16 protein-coding genes are annotated in these 22,251 nt (G+C 71.3%); 13 read left to right on the top strand and 3 right to left on the bottom strand.

Going from position 1 to position 22,251, the window contains the following annotated elements; genetic code table 11:
* Positions 1-304 precede the first annotated feature (304 nt).
* The 10 genes from OG257_RS11940 to OG257_RS11895 all read left to right on the top strand — a co-directional run bounded on the left by OG257_RS11940 (position 305) and on the right by OG257_RS11895 (position 13,396).
* The gene (locus tag OG257_RS11940) at positions 305-2,458 is read left to right on the top strand and encodes a putative bifunctional diguanylate cyclase/phosphodiesterase (RefSeq protein WP_329207140.1); all 2,154 of its coding nucleotides are present in this window, start codon (positions 305-307) and stop codon (positions 2,456-2,458) included.
* 152 nt (positions 2,459-2,610) lie between these two features.
* Complete coding sequence (gene gatC, locus OG257_RS11935) at positions 2,611-2,907, top strand: Asp-tRNA(Asn)/Glu-tRNA(Gln) amidotransferase subunit GatC (RefSeq protein WP_014048481.1); 297 nt, start codon at positions 2,611-2,613, stop codon at positions 2,905-2,907.
* A 5-nt stretch (positions 2,908-2,912) separates the two neighbouring features.
* Entirely contained in the window at positions 2,913-4,415 is a 1,503-nt protein-coding gene (gatA, locus tag OG257_RS11930) for an Asp-tRNA(Asn)/Glu-tRNA(Gln) amidotransferase subunit GatA (protein WP_329207136.1), read from the top strand.
* A gap of 5 nt (positions 4,416-4,420) precedes the next feature.
* A complete protein-coding gene (locus OG257_RS11925; protein ID WP_073727053.1) occupies positions 4,421-4,654 on the top strand; it encodes a hypothetical protein in 234 nt (77 codons plus the stop codon).
* A gap of 16 nt (positions 4,655-4,670) precedes the next feature.
* Positions 4,671-6,179: an Asp-tRNA(Asn)/Glu-tRNA(Gln) amidotransferase subunit GatB gene (gatB, locus tag OG257_RS11920; protein WP_329207135.1), complete on the top strand. Its 1,509-nt coding sequence runs from the start codon at positions 4,671-4,673 to the stop codon at positions 6,177-6,179.
* Positions 6,180-6,396: 217 nt separating this feature from the next.
* Positions 6,397-8,616 (top strand): MMPL family transporter, encoded by a 2,220-nt coding sequence (locus tag OG257_RS11915; RefSeq protein ID WP_329207133.1) that lies wholly within the window; start codon positions 6,397-6,399, stop codon positions 8,614-8,616.
* An 18-nt stretch (positions 8,617-8,634) separates the two neighbouring features.
* Positions 8,635-9,189, top strand: a complete 555-nt coding sequence (locus OG257_RS11910) for a GNAT family N-acetyltransferase (RefSeq protein WP_329207131.1) — start codon at positions 8,635-8,637, stop codon at positions 9,187-9,189.
* Between the two features lie 52 nt (positions 9,190-9,241).
* A complete protein-coding gene (locus OG257_RS11905) occupies positions 9,242-9,874 on the top strand; it encodes a hypothetical protein (protein WP_329207130.1) in 633 nt (210 codons plus the stop codon).
* Positions 9,875-10,046: 172 nt separating this feature from the next.
* Entirely contained in the window at positions 10,047-10,232 is a 186-nt protein-coding gene (locus tag OG257_RS11900; RefSeq protein ID WP_329207128.1) for a hypothetical protein, read from the top strand.
* A 2-nt stretch (positions 10,233-10,234) separates the two neighbouring features.
* Positions 10,235-13,396, top strand: a complete 3,162-nt coding sequence (locus OG257_RS11895) for a helix-turn-helix transcriptional regulator (protein WP_329207127.1) — start codon at positions 10,235-10,237, stop codon at positions 13,394-13,396.
* A 71-nt stretch (positions 13,397-13,467) separates the two neighbouring features.
* Here OG257_RS11895 and OG257_RS11890 read toward each other — a convergent pair whose 3' ends face one another.
* From OG257_RS11890 to OG257_RS11880, 3 genes are all read right to left on the bottom strand, one after another.
* The gene (locus OG257_RS11890; protein WP_329207125.1) at positions 13,468-13,698 is read right to left on the bottom strand and encodes a DUF6191 domain-containing protein; all 231 of its coding nucleotides are present in this window, start codon (positions 13,696-13,698) and stop codon (positions 13,468-13,470) included.
* Between the two features lie 15 nt (positions 13,699-13,713).
* The gene (locus OG257_RS11885) at positions 13,714-14,928 is read right to left on the bottom strand and encodes a PQQ-dependent sugar dehydrogenase (protein WP_329207123.1); all 1,215 of its coding nucleotides are present in this window, start codon (positions 14,926-14,928) and stop codon (positions 13,714-13,716) included.
* Between the two features lie 93 nt (positions 14,929-15,021).
* Complete coding sequence (locus OG257_RS11880) at positions 15,022-15,978, bottom strand: aldo/keto reductase (protein ID WP_329215039.1); 957 nt, start codon at positions 15,976-15,978, stop codon at positions 15,022-15,024.
* 131 nt (positions 15,979-16,109) lie between these two features.
* Between OG257_RS11880 and OG257_RS11875 the strand changes: the two genes are divergently transcribed.
* From OG257_RS11875 to OG257_RS11865, 3 genes are all read left to right on the top strand, one after another.
* Positions 16,110-17,060, top strand: coding sequence for a 2-hydroxyacid dehydrogenase (locus OG257_RS11875; RefSeq protein ID WP_329207121.1), 951 nt, complete (start codon positions 16,110-16,112; stop codon positions 17,058-17,060).
* Positions 17,061-17,328: 268 nt separating this feature from the next.
* Positions 17,329-20,157, top strand: coding sequence for a putative bifunctional diguanylate cyclase/phosphodiesterase (locus tag OG257_RS11870; protein ID WP_329207120.1), 2,829 nt, complete (start codon positions 17,329-17,331; stop codon positions 20,155-20,157).
* Positions 20,158-20,374: 217 nt separating this feature from the next.
* On the top strand, positions 20,375-22,231 hold the full coding sequence (locus OG257_RS11865; RefSeq protein ID WP_329207118.1) for an acetolactate synthase large subunit: 1,857 nt from the start codon (positions 20,375-20,377) through the stop codon (positions 22,229-22,231).
* Positions 22,232-22,251 lie beyond the last annotated feature (20 nt).

Below are 22,251 nucleotides of genomic sequence, written 5' to 3'. Positions count from 1 at the left end.
TCGAGGCTCGATCGAGACGCTCCGGGGGAGTGGCGGTGGACGAGAAGGGAATAAAGCGGACAAGAGGGGGGCGAGTGATCCGGCCGAGCCGGTTGGTATCACCCGTTCGGCTCATATCGGACGGTGGGTCTGCGAGGTCCGCATTCGGGCAAGAGCTGTGGAGCGCTGCCCGCAAGGGCTGTTGGCGGCCTACTGTTGAACGTGCACCTGCCGTGCCCGGTCGCGTGGTGGGAATTGGTTCGTGGTGGCACAAAAACGGGGGCCACTGTGGGACATCGGCACCGCCGGCTGTGAGAGGGACGGAATGAAACCGACCGAGAGCGCCGCGACGGTGTCGCGGCTGCAGGGTTTCGTCGGCCTCACGTCAAAAGTGGGAGCTGTCGTCGTGGGGGTTGCCACGATTCAGCTGGCAACCGGGTTCTACCGGACGGTCCGCGACGGCGAGGCACTCTTCCCGGACGGCGCGGTGGGCTGGTCGCTCGCGCTGCTCACCGGCATCATCGTCGGCCATCTGGTCGCCCTCGGGCGCGACCGCTGGTGGGGCGGCACCGGTTCCGGCGCCGCCCTCACACTCGCCGTGCTGCTGCTCTACGGCTGGGTGCCCGCCGGTCTGGTCAGCCTGGTCGTCGTGGTGCTCGTCGGCACCGCCCGTCGCCACCGCTGGTGGCAGGGGCTGTTGCACGGCGCCGTGGACATCCTCGGCATAGGGGCCGCGGCGCTCGTCCTGTCCGCCTTCGGGGAGGTGCCGACGGTCGCCAGCCCCTGGCGGCCACTCGACTGGGGCATCGACGCCGTCCCGGAAGTGCTGCTCGCGGCCTCCACGTATCTGCTCGTCACCCGCGTCCTGCTGTGGTACGCACGGGCGTCCCAGGGCGGCGGGCTGCCGACGATCGCCCGCACCGCGCTCCTGCGCCAGGGACTCGTCGCGGTCGCCCTGCTCGGCATCGCCCCGCTGATCTGCGTCGTCGCGTCGGCCATGCCCGTGCTGCTGCCGCTCTTCGCGGTCCCGCTGATCGCCCTCGACTCCACCCTCTGGATCGCCCGCGCCCGCGCCGAGGAGCAGCTGAGGGACCCGCTGACCGGTCTGCCCAACCGCCAGTGGCTGCTGGAGAGGACATGGACGGCGCTGGAGGAGGCCGGGAGCACCGGCTCCAGGTCGGCCCTCGTCCTCATCGACCTCGACCGCTTCCGCGCCGTGAACGACACCCTCGGGCACCTGGCGGGGGACCGGCTGCTGCTCCAGATAGCGGACCGGCTGCGGCTCGCCCTGCCGCGCGGTGCGGAGGCCGCACGGCTGGGCGGCGACGAGTTCGCCGTACTGCTGCCGACCGCGGACTCCATCACCAGCGCCCAGCGCGTCGCCCGCCACCTGGTCGCCGAGCTCTCCTCGCCCCTCGACCTGGACGGGCTCACCCTGGTTCTCGAGGCGAGCGCCGGGGTCGCCGTCCACCCCGACCACGCACTGGACGCCGAAGGGCTGCTCAGGCGGGCGGACGTGGCCATGTACCAGGCCAAGCGGGACCGTACGGGCGTGGAGGTGTACGAGTCCAAGCGGGACAGCAACACCCCGGACCGGCTCGGGCTGCTGGGCGATCTGCGGCGCGCGCTCGACGCCCAGGAGGTGGAGCTCCACTACCAGCCGAAGGTCAGGTTCGACGGCCAGGTCGCCGGGCTCGAAGCCCTCGTGCGCTGGGTGCATCCCGAGCGCGGGAGGGTCCCCCCGGACGAGTTCATCGCGATCGCGGAGTCGTCCGGCCTGATGCCGCACCTCACCGAGTACGTGCTGGAGACCGCGCTGGCCCAGGTGGCCCGGTGGCGTGCACAGGGGCTGTTCGTCCCCGTCGCGGTCAACGTCTCGCCGCGCGATGTCCACACCCCGGGCTTCGCGGGAAGCGTCGCGGCCCGGCTCGCCCGGCACGGCGTCCCGGCCGGAGCGCTCCAGCTGGAGATAACGGAGCACGTCCTGCTGGAGGATCCGCAGCGGGCCGCCGACACCCTGGCCGGGCTGACCGGGCACGGAGTGAAGATGTCCCTGGACGACTTCGGTACCGGCTACTCCTCGCTGGTCCACCTGCGCAAGCTGCCGGTCAGCGAACTCAAGATCGACCGGTCGTTCGTCGCCCGCCTCGCCATCGACAACGAGGACGCGGAGATCGTCCGCTGCACCATCGACCTGGCCCACTCGCTCGGTCTGGTGGTCGTCGCCGAGGGCGTCGAGGACGACGAGACCTGGGAGCGGCTGCGGGACCTGCACTGCGACGCGGTGCAGGGGTGGCTCGTCGCGGCCGCCATGCCGCCGCAGGAGACGACTGCCTGGCTGCGGGCGCGCGGCGAGCACGGCTGGCGGCGGCCGGCGGAGCTGGAGGCCGCGGCCGCTGCCGCCGCCGCGGCGGTGACGCCGGAGCTGGAGCCCAGGCCCGCGGGACGCGCGCTGAACCCCGGTCCGGCGACGGCCTGAAGGACGGGGCAGGGACGCCGGGACCGCCCGGCGGGCGTTTTGTCCTCAATCGCCGGACGGGCTCGCTGCGCCCCGGGCGCGATTGCGGGGCAGTGGCGGGCGACCCCATAGGATTGGGCCAAAACCACACACCGAACCCTGAGGATCGCTGCATGCCTGGCATCACGCGCGAGGAGGTCGCCCACCTCGCACGGCTGGCGCGTCTGGAGCTGAAGGGCGAAGAGCTCGAGCACTTCGCCGGTCAGCTCGACGACATCATCGGCGCGGTCGCCCGCGTCTCCGAGGTCGCCGACCAAGACGTACCGCCGACCTCCCACCCGCTGCCGCTGACGAACGTCATGCGCGCGGACGAGGTCCGTCCGTCGCTCACCCCCGCGCAGGCGCTCTCCGGCGCCCCTGCCCAGGAGCAGCAGCGTTTCAAGGTGCCGCAGATCCTGGGGGAGGACTAACAGCCATGACGGACATCAGCACCATCATCAAGCTCACCGCGGCGGAGATCGCCGCGAAGATCGCCTCCGGCGAGCTGACGGCCGTCGAGGTCACCGAGGCCCACCTGGCCCGGATCGACGCCATCGACGAGAAGGTCCACGCCTTCCTGCACATCGACCGCGAGGGCGCGCTCGCGCAGGCCCGCGCCGTCGACGCCAAGCGCGAGGCGGGCGAGAAGCTCGGCCCGCTGGCCGGCGTCCCGCTCGCGCTCAAGGACATCTTCACCACGCAGGACATGCCGACCACCGTCGGCTCGAAGATCCTCGAGGGCTGGGTCCCGCCGTACGACGCGACCGTCACCAAGCGGCTGAAGGCCGCCGACGTCGTCATCCTCGGCAAGACCAACATGGACGAGTTCGCCATGGGGTCCTCCACCGAGAACAGCGCCTACGGCCCGACCGGCAACCCGTGGGACCTCACCCGCATCCCGGGCGGCTCCGGCGGCGGCTCCTCGGCCGCGCTCGCCTCCTTCGAGGCCCCGCTCGCCATCGGCACGGACACCGGCGGCTCCATCCGCCAGCCCGCGGCCGTCACCGGCACCGTCGGCGTCAAGCCCACCTACGGCGGCGTCTCCCGCTACGGCATGGTCGCCTTCTCCTCGTCCCTCGACCAGGGCGGGCCCTGCGCCCGTACGGTCCTGGACGCGGCGCTCCTGCACGAGGCCATCGCCGGCCACGACCCGCTCGACTCGACGTCCATCGACGCCCCGGTCCCGCCGGTCGTCGAGGCCGCGCGCAACGGCTCCGTACAGGGCATGCGCGTCGGAGTCGTCAAGCAGTTCGCCGGCGAGGGCTACCAGGCAGGCGTCGTCCAGCGCTTCAACGAGTCGGTCGAGCTGCTGAAGTCGCTCGGCGCCACGATCGTCGAGCTGGACTGCCCGTCCTTCGACCTGGCCCTGTCGGCGTACTACCTGATCGCGCCGTCCGAGTGCTCCTCGAACCTGGCCCGCTTCGACGCCATGCGTTACGGCCTGCGGGTCGGCGACGACGGCACGCGCTCCGCGGAGGACGTCACCGCCCTCACCCGTGAGGCCGGCTTCGGCGACGAGGTCAAGCGCCGCGTCATCCTCGGTACGTACGCGCTCAGCTCCGGCTACTACGACGCGTACTACGGCTCGGCACAGAAGGTCCGCACCCTCATCACGCAGGACTTCGAGAAGGCGTTCGAGCAGGTGGACGTCATCGTCTCGCCGACGACGCCCACCACCGCCTTCCCGATCGGCGAGCGCGCCGACGACCCGATGGCGATGTACCTCGCGGACCTGTGCACCATCCCGACCAACCTCGCCGGCAACTCCGCCATGTCGCTGCCCTGCGGCCTGGCCCCGGAGGACGGCCTGCCGGTCGGACTGCAGATCATCGCCCCCGCCATGAAGGACGACCGGCTGTACAAGGTCGGAGCCGCCGTCGAGGCCGCCTTCGTGGAACAGTGGGGACACCCGCTGCTTGAGGAGGCTCCGTCGCTGTGAGTGCCATGGCAAAGAAGGCCAAGAACTTCAAGAAGTCGAAGACCGGGCTGTACGTATCGCTCGGCAGCACCGCGTTCGGTGCGATCAGCGTCGCCAAGCAGGCGAAGCTCGCGCGCAACGACAACGACGTGCTGCGGCTGATCGACGCCGCGGTTTCCGCCGCGGCCATCGTCACCGGCCTCGCGATCCTCTATCGCGAACTGAAGCGCCTCGGCGACGACGACGTCCTGCTGGGCTGAGAGGGAAAGTTTCACCGTGACTGTCATTGACCTGGAGTCGTACGAGGACGCCCTCGCGACGTACGACCCCGTCATGGGCCTCGAAGTCCATGTCGAGCTCGGCACCAAGACCAAGATGTTCTGCGGCTGCTCCACGGAGCTCAAGCAGGACGCCAACTCGCAGACCTGCCCGGTCTGCCTCGGGCTGCCCGGCGCGCTGCCGGTCGTCAACGAGATCGGCGTCGAGTCCGCGATCAAGATCGGTCTCGCGCTGAACTGCGAGATCGCCGAGTGGTGCCGCTTCGCCCGGAAGAACTACTTCTATCCGGACATGCCGAAGAACTTCCAGACCTCCCAGTACGACGAGCCGATCGCCTTCAACGGCTATCTGGACGTCCAGCTGGAGGACGGCGAGATCTTCCGCGTGCAGATCGAGCGCGCCCACATGGAGGAGGACACCGGCAAGTCGACGCACGTCGGCGGTGCCACCGGCCGTATCCACGGCGCGTCCCACTCCCTGCTCGACTACAACCGCGCGGGCATCCCGCTCATCGAGATCGTCACCAAGCCGATCGAGGGTGCGGGCGCGCGCGCTCCCGAGGTCGCCAAGGCGTACGTCGCCGAGCTCCGCGAGCTCATCAAGGCGCTCGGTGTGTCGGAGGCCCGGATGGAAATGGGGCAGATGCGCTGCGACGTGAACCTGTCGCTGCGGCCCCACGGCCGGGAGGAGTTCGGTACGCGCTCCGAGACGAAGAACGTGAACTCGCTGCGTTCCGTCGAGCGTGCCGCCCGCTTCGAGATCCAGCGCCACGCCGCGGTGCTGAACTCCGGCGGGAAGATCGTGCAGGAGACCCGGCACTTCCACGAGGAGGACGGCTCCACCACGGCCGGCCGCATCAAGGACAACGCCGAGGACTACCGGTACTTCCCGGAGCCGGACCTCGTGCCCGTCGCCCCGGCCCGTGAATGGGTCGAGGAGCTCCGCAAGGGCCTCCCCGAGCTGCCGCGGCTGCGCCGCGCGCGGCTCAAGGAGGAGTGGGGCGTCTCCGAGCACGACATGCAGTCCATCCTCAACGCGGGCGCGGTCGACCTGATCGTGGCCACGACGGAGGCGGGCGCCCCGGCGGACCAGGCCCGCAAGTGGTGGATGGGCGAGCTCGCCCGTAACGCCAACGAGACCGGCCGCGGCCTCGACGAGCTGGGCGTCACCCCCGTGCAGGTCGCCAGGGTCGCCGAGCTCGTCACCTCGGGCGACCTCAACGACAAGCTGGCGCGCCAGGTCCTCGAGGGTGTCCTCGCGGGCGAGGGCGACCCGGACACCGTCGTCGAGAAGCGCGGCCTGAAGGTCGTCTCCGACGAGGGCGCGCTGGGCACGGCCGTCGACGAGGCCATCGCTGCCAACGCCGCGATCGCCGACAAGATCCGTGGCGGCAAGGTCGCCGCGGCGGGCGCCCTGGTCGGCGCGGTCATGAAGGCCACCCGCGGTCAGGCCGACGCGGCGCGGGTACGTGAGCTGATCCTGGAGAAGCTCGGCGTCGAGGGCTGAGGCCTTTTCCGTAGGACCGTGTGAGCGAAGGGCGGTGCACCCGGACAACCGGGGGCACCGCCCTTTCGTGTGGTGCGGGAGGTCTGTGACCATCGCCATGAACAGGACAATTGATCACTAATGCCTGAGAGAGTGACGGTTCTCAGGTCATGCGACTTTTTCGGGATGTTCCCCTTATTCCCGTCGACGGTCCACGAACCCGCAGGGAGCACGTCCGTTGGCCGCCATCGCACGCTGGTGCCTCAGGCACCGCCTCGCCGCTGTCCTCCTCTGGCTGCTCGCCCTCGGCGGCACGGCAGGGGCAGCGGTTTTCGCGGGCTCCGCGTACTCCAACAACTACGAGGTGCCGGGAACCGAGTCCGGCCGCGCGGGTGAACTCCTCCAGGCGGGGTTCACGAACCTCGGCGGCGACACCGACACCGTCGTCTGGCACACCACGGGCCCCACCGTCCGTGCCGCCGACGTCGAGCAGACCATGACCAGGACGCTGCAGGCCATCGACGCGCTGCCCGGGGTGGGCGACGTCACCGGACCCTACGGGGCCGACGGCAACGGACAGATCAGCTCGGACAGCCGCACCGCCTACGCCACGATCACCTTCGACCACCGGGCCGACGAGATCCCGCGGGAACAGGCCCAGGCCGTCGTCGACACCGCGAAGGCGGCCGAGAGCGACGGGCTCCAGGTCGAGCTCGGCGGCAGCGCCGTCGCCCTGACCGAAGCGCCGGGCATCCACCTCAGCGAGGCCGTCGGAGTGGTCGTCGCCGCCGTCGTGCTCTTCCTCGCCTTCGGCTCGCTCGCCGCCAGCCTGCTGCCCATCGCCACCGCCCTCGTCTCCGTCGGCACGGCGTACGCGGGGATCGTGCTGCTCGGCCATGTCATGACCGTCGCCGACTTCGCACCGATGCTGGGCATGCTGATCGGGCTCGGCGTGGGCATCGACTACGCGCTGTTCATCGTCACCCGGCACCGCAGAGGCCTGCGGCGCGGTCTGTCCGTGCCCGAAGCGGCGCAGAACGCCGTCGCGACCACGGGGCGGGCCGTCGTCTTCGCCGGAGCGACCGTCTGCGTCGCCCTGCTGGGCATGCTGGTCCTGCGGCTCGGCTTCCTCAACGGTGTCGCGATCGCCGCCTCCATCACCGTGGTGCTGACCGTCGCCGCATCCGTGACCCTGCTGCCCGCACTGCTCTCCTTCATCGGCATGCGGGCGCTGAGCCGGCGCGAACGCAGGCAGCTCGCCGAGCACGGACCGCAGCCCGAACGCACCACCGGCTTCGCCGCACGTTGGTCCGTGTTCGTCGAGCGGCACCCCAAGCTGCTCGGACTGGTCGCCGCCGCGATCATGGCGGTGCTCGCCCTGCCCGCCTTCGGGCTGCACCTGGGCACCTCCGACCAGGGCAACAACCCGGCCACGGCGACCACCCGGCAGGCGTACGACCTGCTGGCCGACGGCTTCGGCCCCGGCGTCAACGGGCCGCTGACGATCGCGGCCCACCTCGACGGAGCCGACGACCGGCTCGCGCTGGACGGCCTGCCCGGTGTCCTGCGGGCCACCGACGGCGTCGCCTCCGTGAGCCCGGTGACGTACAACAACAGCGGCGACACGGCGTTCGTCACCGTCGTCCCGGCGTCCGCGCCCCAGTCGCAGCGGACCAGCGAACTCGTCGACCGGCTGCGTGACGACGTGCTGCCGCCCATCCAGGACAACACGTCCCTCCAGGCCCACGTGGGCGGTGTGACAGCCAGCTACGACGACTTCGCCGAGATCATCATCGGCAAGCTGCCGCTCTTCGTCGGGGTCGTCATCGGACTCGGCTGCCTGCTCCTGCTCCTGGCCTTCCGGTCCCTGGCCGTCCCGCTGAAGGCCGCCGTGATGAACGTGGCCGCCGTCGCCTCCTCCTTCGGGGTCGTCGTCGCGGTCTTCCAGTGGGGCTGGGGCAGTGAACTGCTGGGGCTCGGCAGCGCCGGCCCGATCGAACCCTTCCTCCCGGTGATCATGGTGTCCGTGCTCTTCGGGCTCTCGATGGACTACCAGGTCTTCCTGGTCGGCCGCATGTACGAGGAGTGGCTGGAGACCGGGGACAACCGCAGATCGGTCCGCGTGGGCCTCGCCGAGACGGGCCGGGTGATCAACTCCGCCGCGGTGATCATGATCTCGGTCTTCCTCGCCTTCGTGCTCAGCGGAGACCGCGTCATCGCGATGTTCGGCATCGCGCTGGCCGCCGCCGTCGCACTCGACGCCTTCGTCCTGCGCACCCTGCTGGTACCCGCCCTGATGCACATGCTCGGCGGCGCGAACTGGTGGCTGCCCGCCCGGCTCGACCGACTGCTCCCGCGCATAAGCATCGAGCCCCCGGACCTGACGGCGCCGCATGCGAAAATTCCGGGGGAGCGCGCCGACGCCCAGGACGGGGCCGTCGCGCAGCGCGTCCACTGAGACCGAGGAGAAGTTCCTATGTTCGCGGTGTCCCTGGGTGATGACGGGGCGCAGCTGCGCCCGCTGGAGCCCTGGCAGGCGGAGGAGTTCCTGGCCCACATGGACCGGGCGCGGGGCCTCGTCGACCCCTGGATCCCGTTCGCCGCAGCCGCGACGGACCTCTCCTCCGCGCGCGCCCTGCTCCAGAGGTACGCGGACAAGCAGGCTGCCGACACCGGCCGGCTCTACGGAATCTGGCTGGACGGCACGCTCGTCGGGGGCGTCCTGTTCCGGATATTCGAGGCGGAGACCGGGAGCTGCGAGATCGGCTGCTGGCTGGAGCCCGCGGGGGAGGGCCGGGGGCTGGTGAACCGGGCGTCGCGCAAGCTGATCGACTGGGCCGTCGACGTGCGCGGCATGCACCGGGTCGAGTGGGTCGCCTCCGCCGCCAACACCCGCAGCGTCGCGGCAGCCGAGCGGCTCGGCATGACGCGCGACGGCGTGCTGCGCGAGGCCTATCTGTACCGGGGTGTGCGGCATGACCAGGAGATCTGGTCGGTACTGGCCTCGGAATGGCGTGCCGGGCGGAAGTGAGCGGCGCCGCGCGTTAAGAAGGTTCTCATCCTGGCCCCCTAGCGTGCGGCGCATGAAGACCACCCCCTCCAAGACCACCTCCGCCGTCGACGACGACCGCGAGGAGACGTCGGCAGCGGACGAGAGCGCCGCGGCGGACCTGACGAAGAAGGAGCCCGCCGACGGCGCCTCCGACGACCACGCGCCCGACGATGCCGTAGGACACGCGGCCGCGGATGACGACGACGACCTGGAGCCCGACCCCTACACCGAGGCGGAAGCCGCGGCGTCCGCCGGGGTCGGTGGCGGAGCCGGGGCCGTCGTGGCCGCCGGACTGGGCGTCGTCTCCCTCACGGGTGCCTGGACCGGCCGGGTCGCCGCCGAGCGCGAGACCCTGATCGGCCAGATCAAGACCTCCGGCGGCGGCAGCGCGGCCCAGCAGATCTCCGAGATCTACGCCGACGCCTGGCACACCACGGCCCTCGTCAACGGGCTCTTCGCCCTCGTCGCCCTGCTGGTCGGCGCCTTCGTCCTCCTGCGCCCCGCCTTCGGCGCACCCTCCGACCGTCCGCAGCCGGGCTGGATCCGCGCTGTCGCGCTGGCAGGCATCGCACTCGGCGTCCTGGGCGTACTCATCTCCGTAGGCATGTACTTCGATCTCTTCGTCTCCCTGCCGAGCGCGGGCGCGCCGGCGACCGGAGGCTGACAGCCCCGAGGAGCCGGCCGTCGCGCCTAAGGCACCGGGCACCCCGGACTAAGGCACCGGACCGCGCTCGGATGCGGCACTCGCCCGATGCGGCGGCACCCCCTGGCAGACCACAGTTGGGGCACGGCAGGAAGCCGTGCCCCAACCGGCCGTCGCAACCAGGGAGAAGACCATGTACGCCTACGAGCTCCACCGGATCAACGCCGCCGATCTGATCCGCGAGGCGGACGAACAGCGGACCGTCCGCCAGGCCGTGCTCGCACGCCGGGCCGCCCGCCGCTCGGTCCGCAGTGCCGGACCGGATGACACGGAAGGGCGGGTGAGCAACGGCAGCGACAGGTTCGTGCACGCCGCATAGCGATGGCCGCCCGTCCTTCCGCGACCATCGCGGAGTCGCACCCGTATGCGATGCTCAGCGATGTGGAGACCAACACCGTCAGCCCCGTGTTCGTCGGCCGAGCCGGTGAACTCGCCTCGCTCACCGATGCGCTCGCCCGCGCCTCGGCAGGCGAACCGCAGGCACTGCTCATCGGTGGCGAGGCAGGGGTCGGCAAAACCCGGCTGGTTGAGGAGTTCCTCACGGTGGCCTCCCGCCGCGAGGCCGTCGTGGCCGTCGGCAGCTGTGTGGAGATCGGGGCCGACGGCCTGCCGTACGCCCCCTTCTCCACGGCACTGCGCGCCCTGCGCCGCGCGTTGCCCGAGGAACTGACCGAGGCACTCGCGGGGCAGGAGGGCGAACTGGCCCGGCTGCTGCCCGAACTGGGTGAAGCGGACCGGACGTCGAACGACGAGCACGGCACCGCCCGTCTCTTCGAACTCGCCGCCCGGATGCTGGAGCGCATCTCCGCCGCCCGTACGGTCGTCCTCGTCCTGGAGGACCTGCACTGGGCCGACACCTCCACCCGGCACCTCCTCGCCTATCTCTTCCGCACCCTGCGCGACGGCCGACTCGTCGTCATCGGTACGTACCGCGCCGACGACGTCCACCGCCGTCACCCCCTGCGCCCCCTCCTGGCGGAGCTGGACCGGCTCCGCACGGTCCGCCGCATCGAACTCGACCGGTTCAGCCTCGCCGAGGTCGGCCGGCAGCTCACCGGCATCCTCGCCGCGACGCCCGACGCCGCGCTCGTCGACGAGATCTTCGACCGCTCCGACGGCAACGCCTTCTTCGTCGAGGAACTCGCCCGCAGCGTGGAGTGCTGCGGTGACAGCTCCCGGCTCTCCGACTCGCTGCGCGACCTCCTGCTCGTACGTGTCGAGGCACTGCCCGAGAACGCCCAGCGGATCGCCAGGATCCTCGCCGAGGGAGGCTCCACGGTCGAGCACACGCTCCTGGCCGCCGTCGCCGGGCTGGCCGAGGACGACCTCGACGAAGCGCTGCGGGCAGCCGTCGGCGCCAACCTGCTGATGCCGGCCCCCGACTCCGACGGATACCGCTTCCGGCACTCCCTGGTCCGCGAGGCCGTCAGCGACGACCTGCTGCACGGCGAACGCAACCGCCTCAACCGCCGCTACGCCGAAGCCCTGGAGGCCGACCCGTCCCTCGTACGCGCCGAGGAACGCGCCGCCCGGCTCGCCAGCTACTGGTACGCCGCCCAAGACCCGGCCAGAGCCCTGCCCGCCGTGCTGGGCGCCTCGGTCGAGGCCCGCCGCCGCTACGCCTACTCCGAGCAACTGCGCCTGCTGGAACGGGCCATGGAGCTGTGGGACCACGCGCCGGAAGAGGTACGCGCCACCCTGCGCCCGATCGACTACGCCGAGGTCTACCCGGGCTGCGGCTGCGACCCCCAGACGGCACCGATGCGCTACCTCGACCTCATGGCCGAGGCCACCGTCGCCGCGCGCTTCGGCGGCGACCGCGAACGGGCCCTGGCCATCGCCAAGAAGGCCCTGCGCGTCCTGGACGGCGACCCGGACCCCCTGCGCGCGGCATGGTTCTGGGTGCAGCGTTCCCTGCTGACACATCATCTGTCCCGGGGCGACGGCTGGAAGGAACTGGCCACGGCACAGGAGCTGGTGCGCGGTCTGCACCCCTCGTCGGTGCACGCGGACGTACTGGCCAACGTGGCGAGCTGGGGCGCCCTGCACCGGCCTGGCCCGGACACGCTGGTCGCGGCCGACCGTGCCGTGGAGTACGCACGCCTCGTCGGCGACGAGTACATCCAGCTGCACGCCCGGCTCACCCGTGGCTGGCTCACCATCGACGCGGGCGGCGTCGAGGAGGGGGTCGCCGAGATGTACGCCGTCCGCGATCGGGCCGAAGAGCTGCACCTGGTGGGCGTGATGAGCCGTGCCAGCATCAACCTGCCGTCCTCGCTCGAGTCCGCGGGCCGCTCCCTGGAAGCCGTGGCAGCCGCCGACCACGGCATCCGGATCTGCCACAGCCACGGCATCCCCGACTCCGAAGCCTGGGTCCGGGCCAACCAGGCGCAGTCGTACTTCTCCCTGGGGCGCTGGGACGAGAGCCGGGTGGCCCTCGACGCGGCGGACCTGGTCGCGCGGTCCCGCAAGTCCCAGGGGCTCATAGCCTCACGCCGCACGGAGCTGGCACTCGCCCGCGGCGACTACGGCGAGGCGGAGGAGCAACTGGCGCTCAACCGGCGCCTGCTGGGCCGTCACGACCCGCAGCCCCAGCATCGGATCAGCCCCGTCCGGTACGCCATGGAACTGGCCGCCCAGCAGGGCCGGCTCCCCGAGGCGCGGGCAGCGTTCGAGGCGCAGTCCGAGGAGGGCTTCCCGACGGGCACCCAGCGCTACGCCCTGCCGCTGCTGGACGTCGCTGCGTCGATGGAGGCCGATGCGCGCGGGCTGCCCGCCACCGAGCCGGGCCGTCCGGCGATCCTCGAACGCATCCGCGGCCACCTCAAGCGGCTGCCGATGCTCGTCCCCGTGTGGGCGGCCTACGGGGTGCTGGTCGAGGCGGAACTGGCCCGTGCGGAGGGCGCCGACACCCCGGACCACTGGTCCCGCGCCGCCGCGGCCTTCGCGCCTCTGCAGCGGCCCTTCGAACTGGCCCGGATCCGGCACCGCTGGGCGGAGGCGATACTCACCGCGTCAGGGGCCGGTGAAAGAGCCTCGGCCGCGGCCCTCCTGCGCGAGGCCCACACGGTGGCGGAGCGGCTCGGAGCCCGGCCGCTCGTGGAGAGCGTCGAGCTGCTCGCCGGCCGTGCCCGCATCACGCTCGCGGCGCCCGCGCGGGGAGTACGGGACGTGGGGGCAACCGGGGGCGACGTGGACGAGGCGGACGTCGTGGGTGCCGGGGGCGCCGACGGCGGGGTCCACCCTGCCGCACCCGCCCCGGCCGTGGACGCGATCGAGTCCTTCGGCCTGACGACCCGGGAGCAGGAAGTGCACCGGCTGGTCGCCGCGGGATACACCAACCGCAGGATCGCCGAGGAGCTCTACATCTCGCCGAAGACCGCGAGCGTGCACGTCTCCAACATCCTCGCCAAGCTGAACGTCTCCAGCCGGGGCGAGGCTGCCGCGCTCGCGCACCGGTTCCGGTTGTACCCGGCGAGGTGATGTGCGGGCTCGGCCGGTTCGGCGCGGCTGCGGAGGCCGCACGCGCCCGCTCGGGCGGCGGCGGGGTGTCCTCAGTCGCCGGACGGGCCGCCTCCGGACGGGCCGCCTCCGGACGGGTCCGTCGTCGGGCGGCGCACCGTCACCCGGCCGGAGGTGAGGTCTATCGGGCCCCGGGCAGGGTCGCCGATGCCCAGGTCCACGCGGCTCAGCTCCAGCCGTCTCTGCTCCTCGGCCGTGTGCTTACGGCCCGGCGCGAACAGCTCCTCGAAGAAGTTGAACACCGTCCGTGCTCCCTCCGACATGCCGCCCGGTGGTCGCTAGCGCACCTTCAGCAGCAGGATCCGGTCGTCCCCCGGCTTCGGGGTGCCACGTCCGTCCGTATTGCTCGTGACCAGCCACAGCTTGTCGCCGCCCGCAGCGAGCACGGTCCGCAGCCGGCCGTACTTCCCCTCGAGGAACGCCTGGGGCGCTGCCAATGGTTCCTTGCCCGCCGTGCCGGACAGCGGAATCCGCCAGAGCCGCTCACCGCGCAGGCCCGCCATCCAGATCGAGCCCTCGGCATACGCGATACCGCTCGGGGACGCCTCGGAGGTCTTCCACTGGGCCACCGGGTCGACGAAACCCTTCTCGTCCTTCTTGCCCTCGACGTCCGGCCAGCCGTAGTTCTTCCCCGGCTCGATGCGGTTCAGTTCGTCCCAGGTGTCCTGGCCGAACTCGGCCGCCCAGAGCTGCTTGCGGCTGTCCCAGGCCAGCCCCTGGACATTGCGGTGCCCGTACGAATACACCACCGAGTCCGCCTCGGGGTTGCCGTGGACCGGCTCACCGTCCGGCGTCATCCTCAGGATCTTGCCCGCCAGGGACGTCCTGTCCTGGGCGAGACCCGTGTCGCCCGTCTCGCCCGTGCCCGCGTACAGCATGCGGTCCGGGCCGAACGCGATCCGTCCGCCGTTGTGGACGGAGCCCTTCGGGATGCCCCGCAGGATCGTGTCCGGGGCGCCGAGCTGCTGGCCGGCAGGCTTCCGCTCGTCGTACTGCATGCGTGCGATGCGGTTGTCCGACTCGGTGGTGAAGTACGCGTACACCAGATGGTCCGCGCCGTACGTCGGGGCGACCGCCAGGCCCAGCAGCCCGCCCTCACCGCCGGGGGCGACGCCGGGAACGGAGCCCAGCAGGGTCTTCTTCCCGCTCTCCCCGTCGATCCGGCTGATCGTCGCCCCGTCGCGCGAAGCCACCAGCAGATCACCACCGGGCAGCGCCGCCAGCCCCCACGGCGACGCGAGGTCCTCCGTGAGCGTCGAGACCACCTCCACGGAGCCCTTGGCCGGCGGCAGATCGGCCGCGGGGCTCGAAGAGGAGGGCGGAGCGGAGGAGCTCGCCGGGGGCGAGGCGTCACCCTCACGGCCCGCCGTGTCACCGGACCCACCGCCGGAGGAACAGGCGGCGGACAGCAGCAGCGAAGCTGCCGCCAGCAGGGCCACTACCCCCTTGCGCACCACAGGAGTTTGCACAGATCCGAACACAGCACCGCGCACAGCACCGATCCTTTCGACGGCAGCATGACTACTGTTCTTACACCGCTGCCGGCCCGCGGGTTCCCGATCTTCGCCAATTCTCCCGCCGCGTGATCAGTCCCACGAGCCGCGGGCCCTCGGCAGTCCGGCGATCTCCGCCACGTCCCGGTCCGTGAGGACCAGGTCCGCCGCCCCCGCGTTCTCCACGGCCCACCGCTCCTGCTTCGCGCCGGGCACGGGAACCACATACCGGCCCTGCCGCAGCACCCAGGCCAGTGCCACCTGGGCGGGGGTGGCCCCGTGCCGCTCCGCGATCCGCCGCAGACCCGCCACCACCGGCTGGTTCGCCGCCATCATCTCCGCCGTGAACCGCGGGTGCCTGGCCCGCGGATCGTCCGGTTCGAAGCCCTGGCCCGGCTTCAGAGTCCCCGTCAGATAGCCGTTGCCCAGCGGCATCGCCGCCAGCAGGCCGACACCCCGCGCCGTGCACCAGGGCAGCAGCTGGTCCAGCGCCTCCGGAGACCACACGGAGAGCTCCGCCTCGACCGCGCTGACGGGGAAGACCTGCTGCACCCGCTCCAGCTGCCGGATCGTTCCGTCGTGCATCCGGGACCCCGGCCGCCGCGCCGCCCGTGCTCCCACCGCGCACAGTCCGAGCGACCGGACCTTGCCCGCGGTCACCAGGTCCGCCATCGCGCCCCAGGTCTCCTCCACCGGCACCTCGGGGTCGGCCCTGTGCAGTTGGTACAGATCGATCACATCGGTCTGCAGCCGCCGCAGCGAGGCATCGCAGGCCCGCCGCACATAGCCGGGGCGCCCGTTGGCGACGATGTGCTGATCGCCCACCAGCAGCCCGCACTTGGTGGAGAGGAAGGCGTCGGACCGGCGCCCCTTGAGCGCGCGACCGACCAGCAGCTCGTTGGTGAACGGGCCGTACATGTCGGCGGTGTCGAGCAGGTGGACGCCGGCGTCCAGTGCGGCGTGCACCGTCCGCAGCGAACGGTCGCCGCGCTGCTGCGACGTGCTGTAGGCCCAGCTCATCGGCATGCACCCCAGCCCGACCGCGCCCACGGCGAGTGCCGCCGCACCGATAGTCCTGCGCTCCAACTCCCCGAACCCTCCCTCGGTCCCGCCGTCGCGGGACCACTCCGGACCCCAAAGTAGCCTCTGCCGCCCCGTGGCCTTCGCATAGCCTCCTGACCATGACTTCGACACCTGCTACCGATGTGTGGCTGCCGATCGCGGCCGACGAGATCGACGGGCTCCCCGAGGGTCTCAACTACCGATTCTGGGACGGCGGCCGGGACTACCCGGCGGACCCCGCCGACTGCGCCTTCTACGTCGTTCCGTACATGAAGGGGCCGGAGGTCGCCGTCCGCCCGCTCAAGGAGATGACCGGCGTCCGGGTCGTGCAGACGCTGTCCGCGGGCATCGACCATGTGCAGCCGGGGCTCGGCCTCCTGCCCGACGGCGTACGGCTGTGCAATGCCAAGGGTGTGCACGAGGCGTCGACCGCAGAGCTCGCCCTCGCCCTGATCCTGGCCTCGCTGCGCGGATTCCCGGGCTTCGTGCACGGCCAGGACAAGGAGGAGTGGCTCTCGGGCTTCTACCCCGCCCTCGCCGACAAGTCCGTACTCGTCGTGGGGTACGGATCGATCGGCGCGGCCATCGAGGACAGGCTCGAACCCTTCGAGTGCGCGCGGGTGGTGCGCGTCGCACGCTCCGCACGGGCATCCGCGCGCGGCCCCGTACACGCGCTCGAGGAGCTGCCCGCACTGCTGCCCGAAGCCGACATCGTGATTCTGTCCACTCCGCTGAACCCCTCCACACAAGGGCTGGTGGGCGCCGAATTCCTCGCCGCGATGCCGGACGGTGCCCTGCTCGTGAACGTTGCCAGGGGAGCCGTTGTCGACACGGCGGCCCTGCTGTCCGAACTCGAGTCGGGCAGGCTGCGTGCCGCGCTCGATGTCACCGATCCCGAACCGCTGCCCGCGGGTCATCCGCTCTGGCATGCTCCCAACGTTCTGATCACCCCCCATGTGGGCGGCAGCACCTCGGCGTTCCTGCCGCGCGCCAAGCGTCTGCTGGCCGGCCAGGTCACCCGCTTCGCCGCAGGGGAGCAGGTGCACAACCTCGTACTCACGACCGGCTGAGCACGCTCCGGAACGGCGCTTCCGCACGCGGTTTCCGACAACACCCCAGGTGGTCACGGAGAGTAGAGAAGCTATGTCCCTGCGTGACGACTCTGGTGTATCGTCCAGAAGGGGGCAGCGCCATGGCAGGGGCGGTGCCGGGGAGGAAGCGCAACGCGAGGGGGCGACGGACGGTGTGCGGCCGATGGAGAGACGACCCGACGCGGCAGAGCGGACGGCGCCGGTCACCGGTGCCGAGGACCCCGGGCCAGGCCCGGGGAGCTCTCCGGTGAGCGCCCTCGGGGCGCTGCTCTCCCGGCGGCCGGTCTCCGGCCGGAGCGCGGGACTGCGCTCCCAGCTGCTCCTCGCCGCCATCTGCGCCGGTTACGCCGTGGGGGCGGCGGTCGGCTGGGGCTCGCCCGGACTGGCCGTGTTCATGGGCGACTTCGGCCTCAGCCTCGCCGCCCTGATCGCCGCCGTGTCCTGCTTCCTCCACGCACGCAGGAGCGGCAGCCGGTTCCGGCCCGCCTGGCTGCTGTTCTCGCTCTCCTCAGCGATGGCGGCCGGCGGCAACGCGGTCTGGGGCTGGTACGAAGTGGTGCTGGGGCGCTCCGTGCCCTCCCCGTCCCTGGCCGACGTCTTCTTCCTCTGCTTCGCCCCGCCCGCCATCGTCGGGCTGCTGGTCCTCGCCAAGCGGCCCGTCACCCGGGCTGGCTGGGTCTGCCTGGTGCTGGACGCCTGGCTGATCGGCGGGTCCCTGCTCACGCTCTCCTGGAGCCTCGCGCTCGCCCACACCGCCCATGTCGCGAACGTGGAGGGGGAGAGCGTCGCCAGGGCCGCGCTCTCCCTGGCCTACCCGCTGCTCGACATCGTGCTGGTCTCCATGGTGCTCGCCCTGCACTTCCGGCGGGTCCACGTCAATCGCTCCGCGGTGAACACGGCCATCGCCGCACTCGCCCTGACGGTGCTGTGCGACGCGGTGTTCACCTCGCCGCTGCTCCGCTCGACCTACCGGTCCGGCCAGCTCCTCGACGCGGGCTGGTTCGCGGGATCCCTGCTGCTCGCCTATGCGCCGTGGGGCGCCCGTCGCAGTCAGGACAACGCTGTCGAGCACGCCAGGGAGCCGCGCACCACCAGCCGTCCCATCGCCGGCTCCCTGGCCGCGCTCACGCCGTACCTGGCCGCCGCCGTCTGCACCCTCGGCATCCTGTACAACGTGGTCGAGGGCCGCACCGTCGACCGGGTCGTGGTCTTCACCGGCTGCGCGGTGGTGCTCGCCCTGGTCGTCCGCCAGGCGATCATGCTCCTCGACAACATCGCGCTCACCCACGAGCTGGCGCAGAAGGAGAACCACTTCCGCTCCCTGGTGCAGGGCTCCAGCGACGTCATCATGATCGCCGCGCCCACCGGCATACTCCGCTACGTCAGCCCCGCGGCGGCCGGGGTCTACGGGCGCGACGCCGACGACCTCGTCGGCGCCGAGCTGTCCTCGATCATCCACCCCGAGGATCTCGGAGGGGTCGTCCACGAGGTCCGGCGGTTCCTCGCGGCACCGCCCCGGGAGGAACCCACCACCCGGATCGAATGCCGCTTCAGGTCGGGCACCGGTGACTGGCTCCACGTCGAGTCCACCGTCAACCGTCACCAGGGCGGTCTGCTGCTCAACAGCCGTGACGTGACCGAACGGGTCCGGCTGCAGGCCCAGTTGCAGCACAACGCCGAGCACGACCCGCTCACCGACCTGCCCAACCGGGCCCTGTTCACCACGCGGGTCAGCCAGGCGCTCGGCGGCCGGCGCTCCGGCGACCCGGGCACCGCCGTGCTCTTCATCGACCTGGACGGCTTCAAGGCGGTCAACGACTCCATCGGCCACCAGGCGGGCGACGAGCTGCTCATCCAGGCCGCCCGCCGCCTCCAGGAGTCCGTACGCGCCTCCGACACGGCCGCCCGCCTCGGGGGCGACGAATTCGCCGCGCTCATCGTCGGCGACGGCACCCGCGACCAGGCCGCCCGGGAGTGCCAGGTCCACGAGATCGCGGACCGGCTGCGCCTCACGCTCTCCCAGCCGTACCGGATCGGCACCGGGGAGGTCCGGGTGGCGGCCTCCATCGGGGTCGCCTTCGCCGAGCCCTCCATCACCCCCAAGGACCTCATGCGCAATGCCGACCTCGCCATGTACCGCGCCAAGGCGAGCGGCAAGGACAGGGTCGAGCTCTACGCCCCCCAGATGCAGGCCGAGGTCGTCCGCCGCTCCGAGGTCGCGGCGCGGCTGCGCACGGCCCTGAGGGACGGCGAGTTCGCGCTGCTGCACCAGCCCGTGGTCCACCTGGCCAGCGGCACCGTCGCGGCCGTGGCCGCCCAGGCGCGCTGGCGCTCCGCGCAGGGCATCCTCTTCACCCCCGCGGAGTTCCTCCGCGTCGCCGAGGACAGCGACCGCGCCGCCGAACTCGGCGGCTGGCTGCTGGAGGAGGCCGTCGAGCAGGCCGCCGAGCGGGCCAGGGCCGGTCACCCGGTCCCGGTGTCCGTGCGCGTGTCGGCCGGACGACTGCTCGACCGTTCACGGCCCTTCGGCACCGTGGAAGCGCTCCTCACCCGGCACGGACTGCCCTCCGGTGCCCTCATGATCGAAGTGGCCGACAGCGACCCGCGGATCGCCTTCGACGACCTTGAGCAGCGCCTCGTCGCGCTGCGCAGGCTCGGCGTACGGATCGCGCTCGACGGCTTCGGCAGCGGCTATGCGGCGATCAACGCGCTGCGCCGGCTTCCGATCGACGTACTGAAGCTGGACCGCGGCCTGGTCGAGGGCGTCGTGGAGTCCGCACGGCTGCACAAGATCACCAGTGGACTGTTGCGCATCGCCTGCGATCTCGGTATGCAGTCCGTGGCCGACGGGGTCGACCTGCCCGAGCAGGTGCGCGCGCTGCGGGCCATGGGATGTACGCACGGACAGGGGATGGCCTTCTCCGGGCCACTTGACGAATACCGGCTGCGGCGCGCCCTGATCCGTGGCAAGTTTCCTGTTCCAGGCGGTGTCCCCACCGCGCAGCCCGTTCTGGCGGGTGGCTCGATCCCGCTCCAGAGCCGCTCACATGATGAGACGGCCGTCCCACCTACTTGACACCGTACGCGTGCCGGAGAGAGGGTCAATGCCATGCGCACCCGAATTCTCGTACTTGGAAAGCGCGTCGGCTGAAGCAGGGTCACTCATGGACACCTTGCAGACCGCACCGGCGCGCTCCCCTCGCTTGCCTCACGGCACGAGGGGTTTTTTGTTGCACCGGTACCACTCAAAACCCCACAAACACGCCGCATAAACCCTCAGCTTCGAGAAGAGAATGCCGATGACCGAGCAGGCCACCGGGGCCCACCACCCGCAGCCGCGGGCCCGTAACGGCGGACCGTCCTCCGCCTCTGTTGAGCACCTCACGGGCGCGCAGTCCCTCATCCGCTCTCTCGAGGAAGTCGGGGCCGACACCGTATTCGGCCTCCCTGGCGGCTGCATCCTGCCGGCGTACGACCCGCTGATGGACTCCACCCGGGTCCGCCACATCCTGGTCCGCCACGAGCAGGGTGCCGGCCACGCGGCCACCGGCTACGCACAGGCCACCGGCAAGGTCGGCGTCTGCATGGTCACCTCGGGCCCGGGTGCCACCAACCTGGTCACCCCGATCGCCGACGCGGCCATGGACTCCGTGCCCCTGGTCGCGATCACCGGCCAGGTGGCCTCCGCCGCCATCGGTACGGACGCCTTCCAGGAAGCCGACATCTGCGGCATCACCATGCCGATCACCAAGCACAACTTCCTGGTCACCCGCGCCGAGGACATCGCGCACACGATCGCCGAGGCCTTCCACATCGCCTCCACCGGCCGCCCGGGACCGGTCCTCGTCGACATCGCCAAGGACGCGCTGCAGGCGAAGACGACCTTCAGCTGGCCGCCGACGCTGGACCTGCCCGGCTACCGCCCGGTCACCAAGCCGCACGCCAAGCAGATCCGTGAGGCCGCCAAGCTCATCACCCAGGCCAAGCGCCCGGTGCTGTACGTCGGCGGCGGCGTCATGAAGGCCGGTGCGACCGCCGAGCTGAAGGTCCTGGCAGAGCTCACCGGAGCGCCCGTCACCACCACACTGATGGCGCTCGGCTCCTTCCCCGACAGCCACCCGCTGCACGTGGGAATGCCCGGCATGCACGGTTCGGTCACCGCCGTCACCGCGCTGCAGAAGGCCGACCTGATCGTCGCGCTCGGGGCCAGGTTCGACGACCGCGTCACCGGCAAGCTGGACAGCTTCGCCCCGTTCGCCAAGATCGTCCACGCCGACATCGACCCGGCCGAGATCGGCAAGAACCGCGCCGCCGACGTGCCGATCGTCGGTGACGCCCGCGAGGTCATCGCCGACCTCGTCCAGGCGGTCCAGGCGGAGCACACCGAGGGCAACACCGGCGACTACGCCGCCTGGTGGAAGGACCTCAACCGGTGGCGCGAGACCTACCCGGTCGGCTACGACCTGCCGGAGGACGGCAGCCTCTCGCCGCAGCAGGTCATCGAGCGCATCGGTCAGCTCGCCCCCGAAGGCACGATCTTCGCGGCGGGCGTCGGCCAGCACCAGATGTGGGCCTCGCACTTCATCAACTACGAGCAGCCCTCCACCTGGCTGAACTCCGGCGGCGCCGGGACGATGGGGTACGCGGTTCCGGCCGCGATGGGCGCCAAGGCCGGGATGCCGGACCGCGCCGTCTGGGCGATCGACGGTGACGGCTGCTTCCAGATGACCAATCAGGAACTCACCACCTGCGCGCTCAACAACATCCCGATCAAGGTCGCGATCATCAACAACGGCGCGCTCGGGATGGTCCGCCAGTGGCAGACCCTGTTCTACAACCAGCGGTACTCCAACACGGTGCTGCACTCCGGCGCGGACACGGACGGCGCCCCGGCGAAGGGCACCCGCGTGCCGGACTTCGTCAAGCTGTCCGAGGCCATGGGCTGCTACGCGATCCGCTGCGAGGACCCGGCCGACCTGGACAAGGTCATCGCCGAGGCCAACGCGATCAACGACCGCCCGGTCGTCATCGACTTCATCGTCCACGAGGACGCCATGGTGTGGCCGATGGTCGCCGCCGGCACCTCCAACGACGAGGTCCTGGCAGCCCGCGGTGTCCGCCCCGACTTCGGCGACAACGAAGACGACTGAGAGACAGAGAGAGACGACTC

Source organism: Streptomyces sp. NBC_00683 (assembly GCF_036226745.1).
Taxonomy (GTDB): Bacteria; Actinomycetota; Actinomycetes; order Streptomycetales; family Streptomycetaceae; genus Streptomyces.
This window is presented reverse-complemented; position numbering and strand designations above follow the sequence as displayed.